This window comes from Heliophilum fasciatum, assembly GCF_004341395.1.
Lineage (GTDB): Bacteria > Bacillota > Desulfitobacteriia > Heliobacteriales > Heliobacteriaceae > Heliophilum > Heliophilum fasciatum.
Window position 1 is genome coordinate 87948 of the sequence record NZ_SLXT01000005.1, and the last position, 21397, is coordinate 109344.

21 protein-coding genes are annotated in these 21397 nt (G+C 55.4%); all 21 read left to right on the forward strand.

What is annotated here, in order from left to right:
* Positions 1 to 4: 4 nt before the first annotated feature.
* The 21 genes from EDD73_RS03835 (at position 5) to EDD73_RS03935 (ending at position 21394) form a co-directional block, all read left to right on the forward strand.
* The gene (locus EDD73_RS03835) at positions 5 to 1330 is read left to right on the forward strand and encodes a thymidine phosphorylase (RefSeq protein ID WP_131918460.1); all 1326 of its coding nucleotides are present in this window, start codon (positions 5 to 7) and stop codon (positions 1328 to 1330) included.
* Positions 1327 to 1794 (forward strand): pyridoxamine 5'-phosphate oxidase family protein, encoded by a 468-nt coding sequence (locus EDD73_RS03840; RefSeq protein ID WP_165876303.1) that lies wholly within the window; start codon positions 1327 to 1329, stop codon positions 1792 to 1794. Before EDD73_RS03835 ends, EDD73_RS03840 begins: the two co-directional genes overlap by 4 nt.
* Positions 1795 to 1981: 187 nt before the next feature.
* Positions 1982 to 3067, forward strand: a complete 1086-nt coding sequence (locus EDD73_RS03845; protein WP_131918546.1) for a D-alanyl-D-alanine carboxypeptidase family protein — start codon at positions 1982 to 1984, stop codon at positions 3065 to 3067.
* Positions 3068 to 3200: 133 nt separating this feature from the next.
* On the forward strand, positions 3201 to 3554 hold the full coding sequence (locus EDD73_RS03850; RefSeq protein WP_131918462.1) for an STAS domain-containing protein: 354 nt from the start codon (positions 3201 to 3203) through the stop codon (positions 3552 to 3554).
* A 17-nt stretch (positions 3555 to 3571) separates the two neighbouring features.
* Positions 3572 to 3988, forward strand: coding sequence for an anti-sigma F factor (spoIIAB, locus tag EDD73_RS03855; protein ID WP_131918547.1), 417 nt, complete (start codon positions 3572 to 3574; stop codon positions 3986 to 3988).
* Positions 3989 to 4000: 12 nt separating this feature from the next.
* The gene (gene sigF, locus EDD73_RS03860; RefSeq protein ID WP_131918463.1) at positions 4001 to 4807 is read left to right on the forward strand and encodes an RNA polymerase sporulation sigma factor SigF; all 807 of its coding nucleotides are present in this window, start codon (positions 4001 to 4003) and stop codon (positions 4805 to 4807) included.
* Between the two features lie 120 nt (positions 4808 to 4927).
* Positions 4928 to 5383 carry a stage V sporulation protein AC gene (spoVAC, locus tag EDD73_RS03865; RefSeq protein ID WP_243116782.1) on the forward strand — a complete coding sequence of 152 codons (456 nt, stop codon included), beginning with the start codon at positions 4928 to 4930 and terminating at the stop codon, positions 5381 to 5383.
* A gap of 12 nt (positions 5384 to 5395) precedes the next feature.
* Positions 5396 to 6442 (forward strand): stage V sporulation protein AD, encoded by a 1047-nt coding sequence (gene spoVAD, locus EDD73_RS03870; RefSeq protein WP_131918465.1) that lies wholly within the window; start codon positions 5396 to 5398, stop codon positions 6440 to 6442.
* A 2-nt stretch (positions 6443 to 6444) separates the two neighbouring features.
* Positions 6445 to 6810 (forward strand): SpoVA/SpoVAEb family sporulation membrane protein, encoded by a 366-nt coding sequence (locus EDD73_RS03875; protein ID WP_131918466.1) that lies wholly within the window; start codon positions 6445 to 6447, stop codon positions 6808 to 6810.
* Entirely contained in the window at positions 6807 to 7436 is a 630-nt protein-coding gene (locus tag EDD73_RS03880; RefSeq protein ID WP_131918467.1) for a stage V sporulation protein AE, read from the forward strand. The genes EDD73_RS03875 and EDD73_RS03880 overlap by 4 nt, the downstream gene beginning before the upstream one ends.
* Positions 7384 to 9117 (forward strand): spore germination protein, encoded by a 1734-nt coding sequence (locus EDD73_RS03885; RefSeq protein ID WP_165876305.1) that lies wholly within the window; start codon positions 7384 to 7386, stop codon positions 9115 to 9117. The genes EDD73_RS03880 and EDD73_RS03885 overlap by 53 nt, the downstream gene beginning before the upstream one ends.
* Before the next feature lie 2 nt (positions 9118 to 9119).
* Entirely contained in the window at positions 9120 to 10214 is a 1095-nt protein-coding gene (locus EDD73_RS03890) for an acyl-CoA dehydratase activase-related protein (protein WP_165876306.1), read from the forward strand.
* A 13-nt stretch (positions 10215 to 10227) separates the two neighbouring features.
* A complete protein-coding gene (locus EDD73_RS03895) occupies positions 10228 to 11319 on the forward strand; it encodes an acyl-CoA dehydratase activase-related protein (protein WP_131918470.1) in 1092 nt (363 codons plus the stop codon).
* A gap of 17 nt (positions 11320 to 11336) precedes the next feature.
* Positions 11337 to 12380: an acyl-CoA dehydratase activase gene (locus tag EDD73_RS03900; protein WP_131918471.1), complete on the forward strand. Its 1044-nt coding sequence runs from the start codon at positions 11337 to 11339 to the stop codon at positions 12378 to 12380.
* Positions 12381 to 12540: 160 nt separating this feature from the next.
* Positions 12541 to 13536 carry a phosphotransferase gene (locus EDD73_RS03905; RefSeq protein ID WP_131918472.1) on the forward strand — a complete coding sequence of 332 codons (996 nt, stop codon included), beginning with the start codon at positions 12541 to 12543 and terminating at the stop codon, positions 13534 to 13536.
* Positions 13511 to 14230, forward strand: a complete 720-nt coding sequence (locus EDD73_RS03910; protein WP_131918473.1) for a hypothetical protein — start codon at positions 13511 to 13513, stop codon at positions 14228 to 14230. Before EDD73_RS03905 ends, EDD73_RS03910 begins: the two co-directional genes overlap by 26 nt.
* Before the next feature lie 160 nt (positions 14231 to 14390).
* Positions 14391 to 16022 (forward strand): ABC transporter permease, encoded by a 1632-nt coding sequence (locus EDD73_RS15520; RefSeq protein WP_341467343.1) that lies wholly within the window; start codon positions 14391 to 14393, stop codon positions 16020 to 16022.
* 78 nt (positions 16023 to 16100) lie between these two features.
* On the forward strand, positions 16101 to 17006 hold the full coding sequence (locus EDD73_RS03920) for an ABC transporter substrate-binding protein (RefSeq protein ID WP_131918548.1): 906 nt from the start codon (positions 16101 to 16103) through the stop codon (positions 17004 to 17006).
* 124 nt (positions 17007 to 17130) lie between these two features.
* Positions 17131 to 19332, forward strand: a complete 2202-nt coding sequence (locus tag EDD73_RS03925) for a LysM peptidoglycan-binding domain-containing protein (protein WP_131918474.1) — start codon at positions 17131 to 17133, stop codon at positions 19330 to 19332.
* A gap of 199 nt (positions 19333 to 19531) precedes the next feature.
* Positions 19532 to 20314 (forward strand): carbon-nitrogen family hydrolase, encoded by a 783-nt coding sequence (locus EDD73_RS03930; RefSeq protein ID WP_207668802.1) that lies wholly within the window; start codon positions 19532 to 19534, stop codon positions 20312 to 20314.
* A gap of 108 nt (positions 20315 to 20422) precedes the next feature.
* Positions 20423 to 21394, forward strand: coding sequence for a phosphodiester glycosidase family protein (locus EDD73_RS03935; protein ID WP_243116784.1), 972 nt, complete (start codon positions 20423 to 20425; stop codon positions 21392 to 21394).
* Positions 21395 to 21397: the final 3 nt, after the last annotated feature.

Below are 21397 nucleotides of genomic sequence, written 5' to 3' on the forward strand. Positions count from 1 at the left end.
GGTGATGACGATCTATGAGATCATTGCTAAAAAACGTGACGGCGGGGAATTGACACCGGCGGAGATTCGTTTTTTTATCGACGGCTATGTGAAGGGCACCGTGGCCGATTATCAAGCAGCCGCTTGGTGCATGGCCGTTTTTTGCCGGGGAATGACGGCAGGGGAAACGGCAGCGTTGACGGAGGCGATGGTCGCTTCCGGTGAGACGCTCGATCTGCAGGGGATTGCCGGAACGACGGTGGACAAGCACAGCACCGGCGGTGTTGGTGATACAACGACGCTGATCGTGGCACCACTCGTTGCGGCCATGGGCATTCCGGTGGCGAAGCTCTCGGGACGCGGTCTTGGCCATACGGGGGGAACACTGGATAAGCTGGAGAGTATCGCCGGCTTCGACGTCCAGATGGACCAGGCGCGGTTTGTGGCGCAAGTGCAAGCGATCGGCTTGGCTGTGGCCGGTCAGACCGCTCAACTGGTGCCTGCGGACCGGCTGCTGTATGCGCTCCGTGATGTGACGGCTACTGTCGAGTCGGTGCCGCTGATTGCGGCGAGCATCATGAGCAAAAAATTGGCTGCCGGCTGTCAAGCCATCATGCTCGATGTCAAAGTCGGTCACGGCGCTTTTATGAAATCACAGGCCGAAGCGGAGGAACTGGCACGGGCCATGGTGGCCATCGGCGAAAAACTGGGCCGCCGGACCATGGCGCTGTTGACCAAGATGGATCAGCCGCTGGGTAATGCTGTCGGCAATGCACTGGAAGTGGAAGAAGCCGTAGCGATTCTGGAAAATCGCACTCTCTATGGGCGCGGCCGAGTATCGCCGGATCTGCGGGAAGTCAGCTTAGCTTTGGCCGCGCGCATGGCTTGGCTGGCCGGCAAGGCCGAAACGGTAGCACAAGGCCGAATGATGGCGGAAGAGGCACTACGCTCGGGGGCGGCTTTAGCGAAATGGGCTGCTTTGGTCGAGTCGCAAGGCGGCACCTGGCTGGGCGGTGAGCGGCTGGCCGAGTCGTTACCGCAAGCGCAGGAGAATTGCCGGATCGGCGCACCTGTCGATGGGTGGATTGGCGCCATCGACGGGCTGGCCATCGGCCGCGCTGCCGCTAGCTTAGGTGCCGGACGGGTGAAAAAAGGCGATCCCGTGGACAGCGCTGTGGGCATTGTGCTCCATAAGCGGATCGGTGATCCCGTAGGGGCCGGTGAATGTGTAGTGGAGCTTTGGCACAACGGCCGTGGTGTTACCGAGGCGCAAGCGCTGGTCAAAGGGGCCTATCAATGGGCAACGGGCCCGGTGGCGAAACCGCCCTTGATTTTGGGCGAGATCCGATGACCGACGAAACATGCTGGCCGGCACCGGTGCTGGCCTTACTGGAGGAGCAGCGCGCCATGACCGTCGCCATCGCCGATGAAAAGGGGCCTTGGGCGGCGCCGGTGTACTATATCTGGGAAGGTCGGCAGTTTTTCTTTTTATCGTCACCGCGGGCTCGTCATGTGGCGGCACTGGCGCCGGGTGAGGTCAAGCCTGCCGCCGTTACCATCGCCCGGGCGCCGGCCGATTACCGGCAGATTGCCGGTTTGCAGATGGCCGGTACGCTTAGCCTGGTGGAAGGTCTGCCGGAGCGGGCAGCGCGGTTCGTCCTCTTTGGCCGACGCTTTGATTTTTTTCAACGCTTTCTCACGGAGCCGGCCTTGGCGCTGACGCTTAGTAAAACGGCGCTTTACCGCTTCACCGCCGAAAGTTGCTGCTGGGTCGATAATGAGCGCGCTTTTGGTGAGCGAACCGGCCTGTTTTGATTTCCGCATGACCCTTGCTTACCTGGGGAATAATGAACCTGAACAGCTGTAGGAAACAGTTGCAAAGGGGGAATGCATTAAGGTGAAGCGGTCAGGGAAGGAATCAGGAGGATGCCGCTGGTGGCGTCGTGCCGGTGTGCTGTTGGTGCTCGGTTCCCTGTGTATTGGTGCCGTGCCTTCCGGTGCCATGGCGGAAGTTAACCTGGAAACGTCAGCGAAATCAGCGGTGCTACTGGAGCCGGAGTCCGGCAAGATTCTGTTCGAAAAAAATGCCCATGCCCATGTGGCACCGGCCAGTGTAACCAAACTGATGACCTTGCTCGTCGCTTTTGATGCGATTGATCAGGGCAAAGTGGGCTTGCAGGACAAGGTGGTTACCAGTCAACGGGCCTTTGAGATGGGCGGATCGCAAATCTACCTGGAGCCCGGTGAAGAGATGGGTATGCAAGATCTGTTGATGTCGATTGCAGTACAGTCAGCCAACGATGCTTGTGTGGCCGTGGCGGAGCATGTCAGCGGTTCCTATGAGGGATTTGTCGATGAGATGAACAAAAAAGCCGCTTCCCTGGGCTTGAAAAACACCCATTTTGTCAACCCTCATGGTTTGCCGGCGGAGGATCACTATACGTCTGCCTATGACATGGCGATCATCGCCAAGGAAGCGCTCAAGTATCCGAAACTGCGGGAGATGGCTGCGACGCGTCACTATAAGATCCGTGGCGATTCGGCCAAGCCCATGCTGTTGGATAACCACAATAAGTTGCTCTGGTGGTATGCCGGTACGGACGGCTTCAAGACCGGCTGGACGTCAGAAGCGAATTTTTGTTTGGCTTCCACAGTCGAGCGTGATCGCTTGCGTTTGGTGGCGACGGTTTTTGGTGTGCCGGAGATGCGCGGTCACTTTAAGGAGTCCATGAAGCTGTTCAATTATGGCTTTAGCAAGTATCGCTTTTTCCCGGTAGCGGAAAAACAGCATCCGCTGGCGCAGGTGAAAGTAGCCAAAGGTGAAAAGGATACGGTAGCCGTCGTGCCGCTGGGAACACCGGGTGTGATGGTGGAACGGGGCAAGGACAAAAATATTGAAGCTTATACGGAAGTCGTCGACAGTGTCAACGCACCGGTCGAGGCCGGACAAAAGCTCGGTGAACTGGTCGTCGTGCAGCAAGGGCAGGAAATGCGCCGGGTTGATCTGGTAGCCCAGGAAGCGGTGCGCAAGGATACCTTAGGCGGTCAAATGGAGAAGATCTGGCAGCGCATGTATGCGGTGCAGTAGGTGTCAACCTGCCTGGATTCAGGCAGGTTGATTATTTTTTAAAAACAAGAATTAGCGCGATAAGGAAGGATTTTCCTTGCGGTTATCGAAGTAAAAGGGGACGAGATATGGATAAAAAAGGATGGTGGCGGCGGTGGAATTACAGATTCAGCGTTTTGATGATGCTTTGGTTGTGCGTCTGTACGGTGAGATCGATATGGGCGTCAGTGAGGGACTGCGTCGTTCGATCGATCGCGAATGGGAGCGGCAACGGTTGCGTTATTTGGTATTAGGACTGCAGGAAGTGGACTTTATTGACAGTTCCGGGATCGGATTGTTATTGGGCCGCTACAAGCGGGTGATCGCGCAGGGGGGAAAAATGGCGCTTGTCGGCGCGCGACCGGCCGTTCATCGTATCTTGGAACTGTCGGGGATGTACAAGGTAATGCCTGGCTTTGCCGGTGAAGGTGAAGCGATTCGCATGCTGAAAGGAGGTTTTGGTGCGTGAGCCGGAATGTGGTCAAAATGGAGTTTATGAGTTTGCCGGAAAATGTAGCATTGGCCCGCGTCGTCGTGGCGACGATGTTGGCCGGGATGGATTGTACGCTGAGCGATCTGGATGATGTCAAGGTAGCTGTCTCGGAAGCTGTATCCAATGCCATTTTGCATGGTTATCAAAACCGTCCCCACGGCCGGGTTTATCTGATGGTGGCTGTCGATGAGAATGGTTTGGAAATTGTCGTTGAGGATTATGGCCGCGGGATCGCCGATGTGGCCCAGGCGATGACGCCATCATTTTCGACGCTTCCCGAGCGGATGGGATTGGGTTTTGCTTTTATGCAATCGCTGATGGATCGGCTGGAAGTGGATTCGCAAGTGGGCCGCGGCACGCGGGTGACGTTGTTTAAGATGGCACCTGCCCTGGCGCGTGCGGTGCAGTAAGGTGGGGGCGTAATGACGCAACGGCTGACGGAGATGAATTTGCCCCGCTTTCCGCTTTTAGGTGAAGCGGAGATGACGCAGCTGCTCATGCAGGCGCGTGAAGGGGATGAGCAAGCGCGGGAACGATTGATTCAGTGCAACCTGCGGCTGGTCTTTACGCTGGTGCAGCGCTTTCAGCATCGTGGCTATGAGTTGGAGGATTTGTTTCAGATCGGCGTGATCGGTTTGATCAAAGCGATCGATAAATTTGATCCAACCTTTCAAGTCCGCTTCAGTACCTATGCTGTACCGATGATCATCGGCGAGATCCGGCGCTTTTTGCGCGATGACAGTCCGGTGAAGGTCAGTCGCTCTTATAAAGAACTGGCCCAGCGCATTTACCGAGCCCAGCAGGAACTGGCCGGTACGCTGGGGCGTGATCCGTCGGTGACGGAGATCGCCGAACATCTGGTGTTGCCGGTGGAGAACGTGGTGGAAGCCTTGGAAGCGGTGCAGGCGCCCACATCGATTCATGAGACCCTTTATCAAGATGAGGGTGATCCGATTTTTCTCCTGGATCAACTGCGTTCAACCGGCAGCGAGGAACATGTGTGGTTTGAGCAGTTGGCCCTCAAGGATGTGTTGTCACGGGTAGCGCCGCGGGAGCGGGAGATTTTAAATTTACGCTTTTTTCAGGACAAGACACAGATGGAAGTAGCCGAACAGATCGGGCTTTCGCAGGTGCAGATCTCGCGGATTGAGCGGGCGGCGCTGCGAAAGATCCGGGGCATGCTGTATCAGGACGAAGGAAGCAAAAAGGAATCGGCGGAAGAAGAATGATAGAGTCAAGGGGGCAGCCGCAGGGCTGCTTTTTTTATTGCCAGTAAGTGCCGGATGATCCGTTGTCTTGCATAAAAAAACAGCGATTGATTGCATACTAGAGCGGGGAGGTGCATGGATATGGCCTTTTCTTTTGAGCAATGGACACCGAAGGTATATCGCCGGTTCCTTCAGTCGATGAAACCAAAACGAACGATTGCGAAGAATGCTCTTTGGGCTTTTTTCGTCGGTGGTTTGTTTTGCGCACTGGGACAGGGCATCCATAATTTTTGGCGCTGGCAGGGACTTAATGCCTTTGACGGGGCGGCGGCCACAGCGGCGATCTTAGTGTTTATCGGTGCTTTTTTGACGGGTATTGGCGTTTATGACCAGTTAGGCAAACATGCCGGAGCGGGGTCGCTGGTACCGATCACGGGATTTGCCAATGCCGTTGTTGCCTCAGCCATGGAGTTTAAACGGGAAGGCTATGTTTTTGGCGTAGGTGCGAAAATGTTCACGATTGCCGGGCCGGTGATCGTCTACGGTTGTCTATCGTCAGTAGTGATTGGCTTGATTTATTTTTTGCGGATGCACTGAGAGGTGGCGGTGATGGGGAAAAAGCGCGGCAAGCAGACCTTTGCCTTAGCGGCACCGCCCTATCTGGCGGGAGCTTATACAATCGCCGGGACCAAAGAAGGAGAAGGACCGTTAGGGGAATGCTTTGATCAGTTGATTCCGGACGCACTCTGGGGAGAAACAACATGGGAGAAAACGGAATCGAAGCTGATGACTACGGCTGTTCGGGGTGCTTGTCAAAGGGCTGATTGGACCGAAGGTGATGCGGAACTGCTCTTAGCGGGAGATCTGCTCAATCAAACGATCAGCGCCAACTTCAGCGCTCGTGCCTTGGGGATCCCCTTTTTCGGTATTTTCGGGGCTTGCAGCACCATGGCAGAAGGACTGGGTTTAGGGGCCATGTTGATCGATGGCGGTTATGTGGACCGTCTGGTCGCTACGGCATCAAGTCATCATGAAACGGCAGAGCGGCAATTTCGTTCTCCCAATGAGTTGGGCGTGCAACGGCCGCCGGAGGCGCAATGGACGGTGACAGGCGCCGGGGCGGCAGCGCTGGCTTCGCCGGCGGTGTATCACCATCCGGCGTCGCTGGCAGGACGCAGTGCCGTTACGGTAACGCATGTGACGGTCGGTAAGGTCGTCGATCTGGGTGTGAAGGATGCCGGTGATATGGGGTCAGCGATGGCACCGGCAGCGGCTCATACGATTTTGACGCATTTGCACGACACAGAGCGGACCGTAGGTGATTATGACGCCATTGTCACCGGTGATTTGGGCCATGTCGGTCATGCGGCGTGCCGGGCGCTGATGGCGGCGGAAGGGGTTGTGCCCGGTGAGCGGTTGCTCGATTGTGGAGTAATGATTTTTGATGCGTCCCGGCAAGACACCCACGCTGGCGGCAGCGGCTGTGGTTGCTCGGCCGTGGTGATCTTATCGGAGTTGCTGAGGCGGCTCCGTGACCGGTGCTACCGGCGGTTGCTTTTTGTGGGAACGGGGGCGCTTTTCAGTCCCATGTCTTCGCAACAGGGGGAATCGATTCCGGCGATCGGCCATGCTGTGGTTTTGGAGAGGGGGGAATAGCGATGGAACAGATCGGAATGGCTTTTTTGATCGGCGGTTTGATCTGCTTAGCGGTGCAGTTAGTGATCGATTTGACGCCGGTGACGCTCACGGCGGGCCATGTCATGGTGGGATTAGTGACGGGCGGTGCCGTGCTCAGTGCCTTGGGCTGGTATGAGCCACTGGTGCAACTGGCTGGTGCCGGAGCAACGGTACCGCTCTCCGGGTTCGGTCATGCGCTGGCCCAGGGAGCGATGCGTTCGGTCGACGAACGCGGCTTACTAGGCGCATTGAGCGGCGGTATTGAGGCGACGGCCGTTGGTGTGGCCACGGCGGTGATCTTTGGGTACACGATGGCGGTGTTGTTCGATCCCAAGCCCAAGCGATGAACCGGCGGCAAGTGATTGTAGTCACTGATGGCGATGACGAAGCACAACAGGCGGTGCAACTCGCTGCAGCGCAGGTAGGCGCCCGGTGTTTGCTCGCTTCGGCCGGCAACCCGACACCATTGTCCGGTGAGACGTTGATCGCCTTAATCATGGAAGAACCCGGTGAACCGGTCGTGGTGATGGTCGATGATCGGGGCCAGCAGGGCCGAGGTGCCGGGGAAGCGGTGCTTGCCGTCTTGGCGCAGGATGAGCGGATCGAGCTGCTGGGAGTGATCGCGGTGGCGGCGTCCCGCAGTGGCGGTGGGGAAAGTGCCCATGTCGATGGCTCGATCGATCGGACAGGCCGATGGACGGAAGGCGCCGTCGATAAATTCGGTTACCGGACGGAGGGCCGGCTCATTGGCGATACGATCAGCGTGCTGGAGGAACTGCCGGTACCGCTGGTCGTAGGCATGGGCGATCCCGGTAAGATGAACGGCGCTGATCGTGTGGAAGCGGGAGCGGCGGTGACGACGGCAGCTTTGCAGGTGATCTTGCAGGCGGCAGAGCAAAGAAATGGAGGAGGCGAACAACATGCAGGGACGAGGGCGGCGAACAGCGGCACCCAAGCAAAACGACAATCCTAATTTAAGCAAGCGTGCCTTGTCACCGGATCTGCAAGCGACGATCTTACAGTTTGACTCCGAGCTTGGCATCAACGTAGGCTTTGATGTGGGACGCCGTTCGATGGAATTGGCCGGGCGTTCGGTGGCCATGTACTACATCAATGGCTTTACCAAAGATCTCGATATGCTCCAGGTGATGAAAAGTCTCAATGAGTATGTGGAAGCAGATGCCAAAAAGCCAGGTTTTGATCTGGAGCGCCTAGTTAATGAGCATCTTTATTACTTGCAGGTCTCGCGGGAAAAGGAAATCCGCAAGATTTACTACCATATTCTCTCGGGCCGGATTGCTCTGTTGTTCGACGGTGAAGATGAAGCTGTCTTAATTGAAGCGCGCCAGTTTCCCGGCAGAACGCCGGAGGAACCTGATATTGAGCGGGTGGTCCGGGGCAGTCGCGACGGTTTTACCGAGGCCTTGGTGACGAATACGGCCATGATCCGGCGGCGCATTCGTGATCCGCGGTTGCGCTTTAAGCTGGTTAAGGTCGGACGCCGATCGCAAACGGATGTGGCCGTCGCCTATATCGAAGATATTGCCCAGCCCTATCTGGTCGAGGACATGCTCAAGCGGATTCAGGAAGTTGACGTCGATGGGCTGCCCATGGCCGAAAAAAGCTTGGAAGAGTTCCTTACGGCCGGCGACTGGAATCCCTTGCCGCGTGTGCGCTATACGGAGCGTCCTGATGTATCGGCCATGCATTTGTTGGAAGGCCATGTGCTGGTGCTTGTCGATACATCGCCTTCGGTGATGATCACACCGGTCACCTATTTTCATCATTTGCAGCATGCGGAAGAGTACCGGCAAAATGCACCGGTAGGGATCTATCTCCGGCTGGTGCGCTATTTGGCGGTGTTAGCATCGATCTTTGTGTTGCCCCTTTGGTTGATGGTCTCCATGCGGCCAGAATTATTGCCGGCATCCTTGGCTTTTATCGGTCCCAAAGAAGCCGGTTCGGTGCCGCTCTTTCTCCAAGTGCTGGTCGCTGAGTTTGGCTTAGATATGATCCGGATGGCGGCCATCCATACGCCGTCGCCGCTGGCTACGGCCCTGGGTTTGATTGCCGCCTTCATGATCGGTGAAGTGGCGATCAAAGTTGGGTTGTTTCATCCGGAAATTGTGCTTTATATCGCTGTTGCCGCTGTTGGGACTTTTGCGACGCCGTCCTATGAATTGGGACAGGCGAACCGCTTGATCCGCTTGTTTTTATTGACTATGGTCGCCGCCTTTAGCTGGCCCGGTTTCTTGGTGGGCTTGGTGATGGTCGGGACGTTAATCGTCAGCACCAAATCCTTTGGCTATTCCTATTTCTGGCCGGTTGTGCCCTTTTCGTGGTCCATGCTTGGCGGCGCTCTTTGGCGGGGACCGGTGCCGGCAAAACGGATGCGCCCCAGTTTCTTGAAGCCCATTGATCCCGATCGGCTGCCGGAGGAATTTGCCGGTACTTCCGGTGGGTCTGCCAGGCCGGCCGGTGCCGGCGTTTCCCAGACAACGGCGGAAAAACCGACGGCAGCGGTAGAGAAAGGCCGCCAGCGTCGAGGGCGGCGGCGGGAGCAAATGGATGAACTGCCGGAGAGCACGGTTCGCTGGCGCCATAGCCGACGCTCTTTATGGGAATGGGTTCGCTCACGTTGGGGGAGGCAGTAACGTTGAAAATCAATTGGCTTGGTTTAGCACAATCACGGCCGCGTCCGACGGTGATCGGTATTCCGCGGGGGCTGGCATACTATGAATATTTGCCGCTTTGGCGTGCTTTTTTTGAAGCGATGGGTTGCCAGGTGCTGCTTTCACCGGTATCCAATCCGGCGGTGTTAGCGCAGGGCAAGTTGCGGGTGGTTGATGAAGCCTGTTCGCCGGTGAAGATCTTTTTTGGTCATGTCTACTCGTTGCAGGGCAAAGTGGATCATATTTTTGTGCCGCGCTTGATCAGTGTGCAAGAGGGAACTTATCTTTGTCCTAAGTTTTTGGGCTTGCCTGATATGTTGCGATCGGTGGCTGCTTTAGGTGATGAGCAATTACCGCTGTTGACGGTCGATGTGAATTGTCGCCAAGCCGGCGGCGGTTGGTCCGATGCGTTGCGTACGGTAGGTAAGCAGTTGGGTGTGGCTGCATCACGGGTGCGCTATGCGTTGCAGACTGCCTTGGCGATGCAAGCAAAATATGAGAGTCAGATTCAAAGCGGCATGCTTTTGCCTGAGGCGCTGGCACCGTGGGAGAAGGCAGGCACGCTGCTGCTACAAGGGCCGCCGGTGCCAGGCAAGCCGGTACGGAAAAACCAGCCTATCAACCTGCCCGGTGAGGAAGGGCCGACGGTGGTCGTCGTCGGCCATCCCTATGTGCTGTTTGATCCCTTGATCAGCATGGGGTTAATTACCAAGCTGCGCAAACGAGCCGTAGCGGTGCGCACGGTGATGACCGTTGATGGGGAGGAAGCTGGTCGTGCCACCGAACATCTGCCCAAACGACTTTTCTGGTCCTTCGGTCAACAATTGCTTGGCGGTGCGTTGCACTGGATGGGGAAACCACTGGAGGGCATGATTTTTGTGGCACCTTTTGGCTGCGGACCCGATAGCTTGATTGGCGATCTGGTGGAACGGTTTGCGCGGCGGGAGGGTAATCTCCCGTTTTTATTATTGACTGTTGACGAACATGGCGGCGATGCCGGGATGGAGACGCGCTTGGATGCGTTTTTGGATGTGATTGAGCAAAAGCGGCAAGTGCGATCGGCGACGGTGCCGGTGTGACGGAGGGCGTACGATGAAGGTGACCTTTCCCCATATGGGACGAATGGATATTGTCGTAAAAGCGTTGTTTGCTGAATTAGGGGTAGAAGTGGTTGTACCACCGCCGATCAGTCGCCATACTTTGTCACTGGGTGTGGCGTTGGCGCCGGAAGGCGCTTGTTTGCCCCTCAAGATTAACTTAGGCAACTTCTGGCAAGCTGTGGAGCAAGGTGCCGATACGGTCGTCATGGTCGGCGGTGTGGGCCCCTGCCGGTTTGGTTATTATCATCAGGTGCAGCAGGAAATCTTGCGCGACACGGCCCACGCGGTGCAGATGATCGTCTTGGAACCGCCGGAGAAGCACATGGGGGAACTGTTACAGCGCATCAAAGTACTGACGGGGCAGGCGTCGTGGTGGCGGATTGTAAAAGCCGTACGGTTGGCCTATGAAAAGTCGGTGGCTCTAGATCGACTAGAGCAAGAACTGTTGCGCTTACGCTGCCGGGAACGGCGGATCGGTGATGTCGATCGGGTTTATGGGCGTTACTGTGACCTGATCGATCAAGCCAAAAATATTGCCGATGTCCGTCGCGTGCTCGCTGAAGGCTTGCAGGCCATGCATGCATTACCTTTGGATTGGCAAAAGCGGCCGATTGTCGTCGGTATGGTCGGTGAGATTTATGCGTTGTTGGAGCCCAATGGGAGCGGCGATCTGGCGAAAAAACTCGGCCGGTTAGGCGTGGAAGTGCGTCGCCAGCTTTACTTAAGCCGCTGGATTCAGGAGCATTTGTTTAAGACGCGAACGGAACGGCGGTCCATTCAAGCCTTGGCGGCGCCCTATATCGGCTGTGAGATCGGCGGTCATGGTCAGGAAACGGTCGGCTCGGCCATTGCCTTAGCCGAGCAAGGCTGTATGGGCGTAGTGCAGGTGGGTCCACTCACCTGTATGCCGGAGATTGTGGCGCAGTCGGTCATGGCCCAAGTAAGTCACGATCGAGATCTGCCCGTATTGACGTTGTTCGTTGATGAACAGACTGGTGAAGGCGGTATGGAAACAAGGTTGGAAGCCTTTGTGGATATGCTGGAACGGCGGAATAGGATCCAGCAAGCCGGTTTGAATAGATGAACAGAGGAGCAAGCGAGATGCAGCGATTTTTTTTAGGTATCGATGTGGGATCGGTTTCGACGAATTTGGTGATGATCGATGGCCAGGGCGATGTACGGGAAACGCTTTACTTGCGCACGCAAGGTAAGCCCTTAGTATCGATTCAAGCAGGGTTGCGGCAGCTAGCCAAGGATTATGATGATGCGATGATTGCGGCTGTGGGAACGACCGGTTCCGGGCGGATGCTGGCTGATGTCCTTGTCGGGGCCGATGTAGTAAAAAATGAGATTACGACCCATGCGGCAGCGGCGACGCATCTGGTACCGGCTGTCCGAACGATTTTAGAGATCGGCGGTCAAGATTCCAAGTTGATTCTTTGCCGTGACGGGGTGGTCACCGATTTCGCCATGAATACCGTTTGTGCAGCCGGCACGGGATCCTTTTTGGATCAACAGGCGGCGCGTATGCAAATGCCGATCGAAAAGCTAGGCGCGATGGCGCTGGAAGCTAAGCATGCCGTGCGGATTGCCGGCCGTTGTGCTGTCTTTGCCGAGTCCGATATGATTCACAAACAGCAGACAGGCCATGGGTTGCCGGAGATTGTAGCCGGCCTTTGTGCAGCGCTGGTGCGCAATTTCCTCAGTAACTTGGCCAAGGGTAAGCGCTTGGAAGCCCCTTTTGTTTTTCAAGGAGGCGTAGCGGCCAATGTGGGGATGAAACAAGCTTTTGAAGAAGCGCTGGGTGCGCCGGTGATCGTGCCGCCCCAGCATGGGGTGATGGGGGCGATCGGTGCGGCCTTGTTGGCCAAAGAATGGGTGGAAAGTCATGGCGTAGCCACACGTTTTAAAGGAATGGCCGTTGCCGACGCAGTGGTGCAAGCCGGATCGTGGGAATGCAGTGACTGTGCCAATGGCTGCGAAGTGATTGAGGTGATCACAGCTGGTTCGCCGGTAGCTCGCTGGGGTGATCGCTGTGGCAAGTGGGCCGCTCGTATGACTCGCGATGAGCAGGATGTGGCTTGGGGCGACTTGGCGGCCGGTGATGCCGAAAGAACTACCGCTGCCGGCAGCTTTGTAGGTTAGTCTGAGGTGCCGATGGGTGTCATAATGATAGGTATGGTGCATATACTGGCTACGTCTCTGAACCAGGCCACCGGTAGCGGTGGTGAACGGAAGAAAGGGGTGAACGAAGCTGGTTGCTTCGGAGGATCTCCTGCTGGTTCTTCAGGAATATGCCTATACGGTGCAAGCCGTCACCGGTGGGCAAGCGATGTGGCAGATTGAGACGGATCGTGGGGTCAAGGTGTTATATCGCTTGCCCCAGGGCCGCGAACGGCTGACGGTGATGCATGCGGTGTTGGAGCAGATGGCCGAGGGTGGTTTGCGCCGCACGAACCGGCTGATTCACACGCGCCATGGCGCCCCTTTGGTTACGGACGGCCTTGATGGTTATGGCTTAGTTGATTGGTTACCGGGGCGGCCAGCCGATTTGACCAATCGTGATGAACTGCAACTGGTAGCCGGTGCGCTGGGCGATGTTCACCGCATTGGTGCTACCGGTGGGATCGGCAGGCCGGCACGGGATTGTGATTTTTGGTTGGCAGGGATTGACGAGCATGGACTGGGCCGCAGTTTCACGCTTTACCGTTCACTTGCATTGGCGCCAACTGCTGCGGCAGCGCAAGGTGATTTTGGCCGCTTTTTTTTAGCCTATGCTACCGAGTTTGAGCAAAAGATGCGCTATGGCTTGGCCTGCTTTGATGAGCAGGAAGTAACTCAGTTGGTTGCGGCGGCCAGAAGCAGCGGTCAAGTGGGCCATGGTGATTGGCGCGAAGAACACCTGTTGATTGATGAACGAGGCCGCTTGGCGATCATCGGTTGGAAAAAATGCGGCTGGCTGTTACCCAGCGTGGAACTGGCTGAGTTTTTGCGATATCTGGCGATGCGGACCGGTGGATGGTCTGCTGATGCGGCGCAGGCGGCGTTGGCTGCTTATCAGGAACGGCGAGTGCTGGCACTGGAGGAAAAGCGGTTATTGATTGCGTTGCTGCGGTTACCAGTGGAATTTTGGTCGACCGTAGCCGGCTATTACCGCTATGGCTATGAAAAAATGGCGATGATCGCGGCACTCAAGCAGGCCGTTGCCCAAGAGGCGGAGCGATCATTGTATCGCAAAGCGCTCGCTGAGTATTTGCAGATTGAGGAGGGGGGAGATGGGAGGTATGGTGTTGCATTATAGCTGCTATATCGGCGCCGATCCCCGGTTTCGTTATCCCAAGCAGGCAAAACAGCCGAAGCGGGCGCAGCGGTCCAACGCCGCCGGGGAACATTCCGGGAATAACCGGGAGCGCAACAGCGGTGAACGAACGGGAACCGGCGGTAAGCGCAAGGCTGTCAAAGAACGGACCGGCAACAGCAAAAAGGCGCCGCTGGCGGTAAAAAAAGAACATGACGCTGTGGATACCATGCCTTCTTGGGAACTGCCTGTCGTGATCCCGCTGGCTCCGGAAGATGCTTTTTCAGCGCAGCCACCCGATTGGGATCAGATCGTGCAGGCCTTACGGTTAGACGATCTGTTTGTGGCTTCGGTGACCGAACCGCTCAATCCAGATGATCTGGACCAGGTGCTGGCTGAGCATGATCTGACGGCCGGCGCGATTGTGGAGCAAGCGCCCGATTGGCTGGTGGAGACGGAGCGGGGAACCTTGCTGCTCAAGCGTGCTTGCGGTGAGGAGGCAATGGCGCAAGCGCAGCGGCAAGTGGCGTTGCTTCTGGAAGGTGGGGAAGAAGGAATGACCCGAAAGGATGGGTCGCAACATGTACAACTCTTGGTGTCCAAGTATGGGGAAAAAGTCATTCCCCTTGGTGATTATGTTTACTCGCTTTGGGCAGTCCGGGATGATCGGGACGATTCGACCTTGGCCAGTGGATGAGAAGGATAACTTGAGCCTGTTTTCCCTAAGGAAAGCGAGGCTTATTTTTTTTGCAGGAATCATCGTGGTAATGGCGAAAAAATGGGTAATCGCGAAAATATGAATCGATGGGCCGATCGGCTCGGAATCCCACAAAAATGACGAGGTGCTGCCGGTGGCGATGATCTTGGAGGGATTGTGGCAAGGACTGCAATTGTTGTGGTACGGTGACGATGCAGTCTGGGCAGTGGTGCTTTTGACGATCGAGGTATCGGCAACGGCAACGGTGCTTAGTCTGTTATTGGGGATCCCCGCCGGAGTGGTGTTGGCGCTAGCACGGTTTCCCGGCAAGGGGCTTTTGGTTTCACTGGTCAATACGGGAATGGGGTTGCCGCCGGTTGTTGTCGGTTTATTTGTTTCTATATTGCTCTGGCGAAGCGGTCCTTTGGGAACGTTGGGGCTACTGTATACGCCGGCGGCCATGGTGTTGGCGCAAAGTGTGATTGCTTGGCCGGTGATCACGGGGTTAACCTTCGCGGCGATCAGCAGTTTAGAGCCGAATTTGTCGTTGCAGATCCTTTCGCTTGGGGCGACGCGCTGGCAGTTGTTGCGCCGGTTGGTTTTAGAGGCCCGTTTGGCGATCATGGGCGCGGTGATTGCCGGCTTTGGCAGTGTTGTCTCCGAGGTGGGCGCGTCGATGATGGTCGGTGGCAACGTGAAAGATTCGACGCGGGTGTTGACGACAGCCACCGTCATGGAGGTTTCCAAGGGGAATTTTGATGTAGCCATTGCCTTGAGCCTGGTCTTGCTCTTGCTCACTTATGGGGTGACCATGTTGTTAACGTTGATGCAGCGAGGGTGGCGGAAAAGTCGCAACGTACCTGCAAGTCGCCCGCAGCAGCGGCGAAGCTTGACAAGAAAACCAGGGGAGCCTTCTGGTGCAGCGATGACTCTGCAGGATGTACAAGTGACCAAAGGCCAGCGGATCGTCCTGCAGATCGATCAGTGGACCTTGCGGTCCGGCTCAATTACCGCGGTTATCGGGCCCAATGGCGCCGGTAAAAGTACCTTTCTGCGCTTGCTACACGGGTTGGAGCGGATGTCGCAAGGCCAGGTGTTATTTCAAGGACAACCGGTCTATGGCCAGCAGGCGCTGGAACTGCGGCGGCAGATGGCGATGGTTTTTCAGACACCGTGCCTTTATCAGCTTTCGGTTTATGATAATATTGCCGAAGGTTTACGGCTGCGGGCGCTGCCGGAAGCGCAAGTCGATGAAGCGGTAGGCTACTGGGCGGAACGCTTGGGTATCGCGCACTTGTTAGGCCGATCGGCCCAGGAACTTTCCGGTGGTGAGGCGCAGCGTTTGTCCTTGGCCCGTGCCCTGGCGTACCGACCGGCATTGTTTTTGATGGACGAGCCCTTTGCCTCGCTCGATCCGCCCACACGGGAGGAACTTTACCGGGATTTGCGAGAAGTGTTGGCTGAAGAAGGGATTACCGCAGTGATTGTGACGCATGCGCTGGAGGAAATGTTTTTGCTGGCTGATCAGGTGGTTTTTTTAGACCAGGGGTCGATTCGCCAGCAAGGGACGCCGGAGGAACTGCTGCAATCACCGGTTGATGGAACCGTGGCTGATTTTCTAGGTAAACGACCGCTGATCGCCGGTACGATCGTTGCGCGCACGGAGCAAACAATGACCGTGTTGACGCCAACGGGGCAGTTGGTCTTACCGCTGGCTTTCAACGGTGACGGTGCGGTGCTGTTGTGCTTGCGTGAAGGAACCGTAGGGCGGCCTGGTTATGGAAATGAGTGAACCGAAGATGAAGGGGAGAGCGGATTGAATTGCCAAAGATGGGGCAGGGTTTTGCCTGGATTAGTGGTCCTGTTGGGCATGTTGCTGGTATTAACAGCATGTAATTCTGCAATGCCGGGGAAATCGGGAGCCGGTGAGCTTGGAAAAGCCGGTGAGTTTGGAAAAGCTGCACCTTTAGCCAATTCAACGGTAATTTTGGCGACAACGACGAGTACCATGGACAGTGGCTTGCTTGATGTGCTGATTCCGGTTTTTGAGCAAGCGACCGGGTATCAGGTCAAGCCGATCGCTGCCGGTACAGGACAAGCATTGGCGCTTGGAGAAAAAGGCGAAGCCGATGTGTTACTGGTCCATGCGCCGGAAGCGGAGAAAAAGCTGATCGAAAACGGTACGGCCATTCGCCGGCAATTGCTGATGCACAATGATTTTATTATCGTCGGTCCTCCTGCGGACCCGGCCGGGCTGCGCGGGATGACCGATGCGGTGGCCGGGCTGAAGAAGCTGGCCGCTTCCGGTCAGTTGTTTGTTTCCCGCGGTGATGATTCCGGTACGCACAAGATGGAATTAGCATTGTGGAAAAAGGCAGCCGTAAAACCGGCCGGTGCCGCCTATCAGGAAACCGGTGCCGGCATGGGGCAGACGTTAAATGTGGCCAATGAAAAGCTCGGGTATACGTTAACCGACCGGGCAACCTACTTGGCGCAGAAAAAGAACTTGGGTCTGATCGTGCTCTTGGAGAAGGATCCGGCGCTGCTGAACATTTATCATGTGATGGAAGTAAATGGCGAAAAATTCCCGAAGGTCAATAGCGCGGGCGGCAAAGCATTTGCTGATTTTTTGGTTTCGGAACGGGGGCAGGAGCTAATCCGGAGCTATGGCATCGATAAGTTTGGTGAACCTTTGTTTTTTGTGGACGTAAGTAAACAAGAAACAGAATTGCTGAAGGGGCCGGCACAGCCAGAGTCGGCCAATCAACAAAAATAATCGGTAGGCAATCAAAGCAGGGGCGTAAGCTACCTGCTTTTTTTGTTCATAGCAGGAGCGGTCGGCGCGTAGCTTGATTAAGGAGCAGAAAATCTTGGTTATGGACGATGAAGGAGGAGTTATGGTGGATGGTTTTCGTTGCCTGCCGAATACGCGACTGCAGGTAGTTACCTTTCAGGCAGGACCTTATGAGCGGGGACTGGAAACGGTTCATTCATTAGAAACGGAAGTTTTTATCCAGGATGTCGTGGAAGCCGGTGAGCTTTATGACATGACGGTGTTGATCTGGTTACGGGCGCTTATTGGGCGTGAGCATGAAGATGTTAACCGTGAAAAGTCGGAGGGCGATGGCTGGGGTAGCTTTTTGGAAGGAGTGCCATCAGGGCCCAAGGTGATCGAACGGGAACAAACGGTGTCTTTGTTGATTCATCGCTCCTCCTTAGCGGAAGCGAAGGGCCTTGTTCCTCAGGTTCAGAATGTCCTGACGCATCCCTATTGGCATGACGGTGAGGTGCGGATCGATGTAGTGCTGGCGCTGGCACCAACGCCAATGGCGGTTCAGGAAACGTCGGAATGGCGTGAGACTTTGGTGCGGATGGAGTTGGAAGGCGCTTTTCCGCAGGAAAGACCGGCTTTATGTGCTTGGCGTTTTGAACGAATGGAAAATAGTCAGGGTAAATTGTGTGGGCAGTTAATCTGGTCACTCGGTGAGGAGTTGCCGCTGATCATGGCCCAGGAGGTATCGGAGGTAGAGGCTGACTGGGGAGGGGCAAACTTAGGTGTTCCGCAAGTACATCGCTTGGAAACGGGATGGTCCCTGACGGGATGGGGGCGTGTGGCGATGGAAGAAAAGGTCATGGGTACGGCCGAAGAAACGGAGGAAATGCCCTGGCCGGTCGCTGAAGTGGTCGATGTAGCAGAGGCCGTTGCCGCGCCAGCCGTTGCTGCACCAGCGATACATGATCCCGTTGAGGCAATTGATGCGATTGAGACAATTGAGGCAACTGAGACAACTAGGGCAACTGGGACAATTGAGGTAACTGAGGTAACTGAGGTAACTGAGGCAACTGAGGCAACTGAGGCAACTGAGGTGACTGAGGTGACTGAGGCAACTAAGACAACTGAGGTAAGTGAGGTAACTGAAGCAATCGAGGTGGATGAAGTCACTAAGTCCACAGAGATAGAAACAACGGTTGCCGAAGCAGTTAAACTTACGGAGTTGATTGAAGAATCGAGCAAAAAAGAGGCGGTCGTTGAGGAGGTTCAAGTTACGGAAACTGCTGTGGATTTTAACGACACAGTGGAGGCGCCGGAAGTCGCCGAAGTAGCTGAAGAACCCGAAGTAGCAAATGTGGATACAGCTATTGAAGCAGAAATGTTTGTAGCGGCTGAGTTACCTAAGGATAAGGAAGCCCAGCGGTTAGCTGAGGGAAATGAGGAAACGAAAGCAGTCGAGGTAGCCGAAGCAGCCGTGGTGACTGAAACAGCCGTGACGGAAGCGGCCGTGACGGAAGCACCCATAGCTGAAGTACCTGTGGTAGCCGAAGTAGCCGAAGCACCCGTGGTAGCTGAAGTAGCCGAAGCACCCGTGGTAGCTGAAGTAGCCGAAGCACCCGTGGTAGCTGAAGTAGCCGAAGCACCCGTGGTAGCCGAAGTAGCCGAAGCACCCGTGGTAACCGAAGTAGCCGAAGCACCCGTGGTAGCCGAAGCACCCGTGGTAGCTGAGGTAGCCGAATCAACCGAATCAGCCGAGGTAGTTGAAGCCGTTGAAGCCGTTGAAGCAATCAAAGAAGTGGAAATTGTCGAATTAACGGAGACTGTTATCCCGGCGGATAATAAAGAAGAAATTCAGGAAAACATAATCCCCAGTGCCGGCGAATTTTCACCGAGGATCCGTATTCCGACCAAAAACGAGCGTCGCGAAGTGGCAGAGCGTAACATACCGGAACGACGGGCAGGGCGGGCATTGGCGCGCAGTGAAGCTCCACCGCCACCGGTGGCACCGAAAGTGGGAGAAAAAAATCTTGAAAAAAGTACCCCCCCATCAATGGGACAACGGGAAGGGGTTCCCCGGCCCCGTCGATTAGCTCAACCGACCGTTGGCGGGACCAATAATCTCAGCGATACTGCCGTACATCGCGTCAGTTCAGTCAGTCAACCAAGTACATCAAGCAGTTGGAAAATGATCAAAGTAGCTCCTGGGGAAACTGTAGGCATGTTAGCCCGTCGCCATGGCGTTTCCGAAGAACAGTTTCGTCGCTGGAATCGCCTCAGTGAAACCGATCGAATTGAAGCCGGTCGTTCATTGATGGTTCCCCGTCGATAGTGACCTTCAGGTAGTTGTACCGGTGTTTTGGCTTCGGCGACGCTGGTACAACTACCCGATTGCCGTAAGACAAGGTAAAATAGAAATGCATCCTGTCAATGGAAGTGGAATCGAGCGCACTATAGAGTAAATAAAAAGTTATAATACCAGAAATTGTTGATAACTCTGTGGATAATGTGGATAAACAAGGAGAATAAAGATGAAGATTGGATTATTGCAGTTCAACGTTGCGTACGGACTGCCGGCAAGCAATAGAGCTACGGTGGCGAAATATCTCACAGAGATACAGGATCAGGCAATTGATGTGATATTATTGCCGGAAATGTGGACGAGCGGTTACGCCCTGAAATCGTTAGATCAATTAGCCGATCAAGATAACGAGCCAACGGGAACAACGCTGCGTGCTTGGGCACGACAAACCGGCGCAACGATCGTCGGCGGTTCCATACCGGTACGCCAAGGTGATGGCTTTGTGAATCGCATGTTAGCCTTTGGCCCTGATGGTCAACAGAAGTTAAGTTATGACAAAGTTCACCTTTTTTCTTTGATGGAGGAAGATCGCTATCTCATCGCTGGTAATCAAACGGGGAATTTTTCCATTGGCACCGTCCCTTGTGGCGCAGTGATCTGTTATGATCTGCGCTTTCCCGAATGGATTCGTAAAACCGTTATCGGTGGATGTGCCGTCCTATTTGTGGCAGCCCAATGGCCCACGGCACGCCTCGATCACTGGCGACTGTTGATACAAGCGCGAGCCATTGAAAACCAGTGTTTTGTGGTCGCGTGCAATCGTACTGGTGATGATGGGCGGGGGACCCATTTTCCCGGTCATTCGATGGTCATTGATCCTTGGGGACGTATCGTGGCTGAAGCGGATGAACAACCCGGATGGCTGTGGGCAGAAATTGATCTGGAGCAGGTAGAGCAAGTACGCCGTACCATCCCGGTTTTTCGTGATCGACGGACCGAACTCTACTCCTAACCGGACATTACCCCATTGCCCTGGCAAGCGACTCCTCGTATAATTTAGTGTGTAGTATTGCGGACTTTCGTAATACAACGAAAAGGGGTTGCGGGAGGACCGATATTCTTGAAGTCGTTGATCAAAAAGATAGCCTTGTTCTTGCTTATCAATGGATTGATCGGGACGATCCTGGTGCCATTGGTTGTGTTTTACGGGCCCGTGCCGGCATTGCGTCAGATGGTTGTTGGCTCCATCGCTACTTCGCGCCATCCTCAAGTGGCCGAGTTTTTTCTTTCACCGGAGCAAATTCAAGCCATCCTGGGACAACCTGATGACAGCAGTGTCCAAACGGCCTTAAGTAACGGGCAGCAAGTCAGTCTGTCATTACAACGGGGCTCTGATCGCATTGAGATCGAAGATATTCATGGTAAGCGTTTTACCGGTAAAGTGTTAATCGTTCATGAACCTACCCGCGTTAAAGTGGCTGTAACTTCGCAACTGGGTGAGTCCGGAGAAACGGTTCTGGAGATGGCGCGCCGGGTCGGTGCTGTGGCTGCCATCAATGCCGGCGGCTTTATTGATCCCAACGGCCAAGGTAACGGCGCCTTTCCGGACGGAGTGACGATCAGCAACGGTGAATTCATTTCCGTACTCAAGGAGGATCAAAAGGAAGATATCATCGGCCTGACTAAAAAGGGGATGCTTATTGTCGGCCGCTATTCAGCGCGGGATTTGCGCCAGATGGACATGGCTGATGTGGTTACTTTTGGTCCGCCCTTGGTGGTTAACGGGCGAGGTACGATTACTCAAGGCGATGGCGGCTGGGGTGTGGCTCCCCGGGCAGCTATCGGACAACGTGAAGACGGGGCACTGATCATGGTTACCATCGATGGGCGGCAAGTTGGATCCATTGGTGCTACCCTGCGTGAACTCCAAGATCTGCTGCTACAGTATGGCGCCGTAACAGCCGGGAACCTTGACGGTGGTGCATCGACAACGATGGTTTATCAAGGCAAAGTGGTCAATCAGCCTTCCAGCGTGTTCGGCATTCGCTATGTACCTACGAGTTTTGTTGTTATGCCGAGCAAACGGATATAACAG

Bases quoted from the DNA above. Each gene is read 5' to 3' on its own strand.
- EDD73_RS03835 (WP_131918460.1), top strand. From the start codon at position 5: ATGACGATCTATGAGATCATTGCTAAAAAACGTGACGGCGGGGAATTG.
- EDD73_RS03840 (WP_165876303.1), top strand. From the start codon at position 1,327: ATGACCGACGAAACATGCTGGCCGGCACCGGTGCTGGCCTTACTGGAG.
- EDD73_RS03845 (WP_131918546.1), top strand. From the start codon at position 1,982: ATGGCGGAAGTTAACCTGGAAACGTCAGCGAAATCAGCGGTGCTACTG.
- spoIIAB (WP_131918547.1), top strand. From the start codon at position 3,572: ATGGAGTTTATGAGTTTGCCGGAAAATGTAGCATTGGCCCGCGTCGTC.
- sigF (WP_131918463.1), top strand. From the start codon at position 4,001: ATGACGCAACGGCTGACGGAGATGAATTTGCCCCGCTTTCCGCTTTTA.
- spoVAC (WP_243116782.1), top strand. From the start codon at position 4,928: ATGGCCTTTTCTTTTGAGCAATGGACACCGAAGGTATATCGCCGGTTC.
- spoVAD (WP_131918465.1), top strand. From the start codon at position 5,396: ATGGGGAAAAAGCGCGGCAAGCAGACCTTTGCCTTAGCGGCACCGCCC.
- EDD73_RS03875 (WP_131918466.1), top strand. From the start codon at position 6,445: ATGGAACAGATCGGAATGGCTTTTTTGATCGGCGGTTTGATCTGCTTA.
- EDD73_RS03880 (WP_131918467.1), top strand. From the start codon at position 6,807: ATGAACCGGCGGCAAGTGATTGTAGTCACTGATGGCGATGACGAAGCA.
- EDD73_RS03885 (WP_165876305.1), top strand. From the start codon at position 7,384: ATGCAGGGACGAGGGCGGCGAACAGCGGCACCCAAGCAAAACGACAAT.
- EDD73_RS03895 (WP_131918470.1), top strand. From the start codon at position 10,228: ATGAAGGTGACCTTTCCCCATATGGGACGAATGGATATTGTCGTAAAA.
- EDD73_RS03900 (WP_131918471.1), top strand. From the start codon at position 11,337: ATGCAGCGATTTTTTTTAGGTATCGATGTGGGATCGGTTTCGACGAAT.
- EDD73_RS03910 (WP_131918473.1), top strand. From the start codon at position 13,511: ATGGGAGGTATGGTGTTGCATTATAGCTGCTATATCGGCGCCGATCCC.
- EDD73_RS15520 (WP_341467343.1), top strand. From the start codon at position 14,391: ATGATCTTGGAGGGATTGTGGCAAGGACTGCAATTGTTGTGGTACGGT.
- EDD73_RS03920 (WP_131918548.1), top strand. From the start codon at position 16,101: ATGTTGCTGGTATTAACAGCATGTAATTCTGCAATGCCGGGGAAATCG.
- EDD73_RS03930 (WP_207668802.1), top strand. From the start codon at position 19,532: ATGAAGATTGGATTATTGCAGTTCAACGTTGCGTACGGACTGCCGGCA.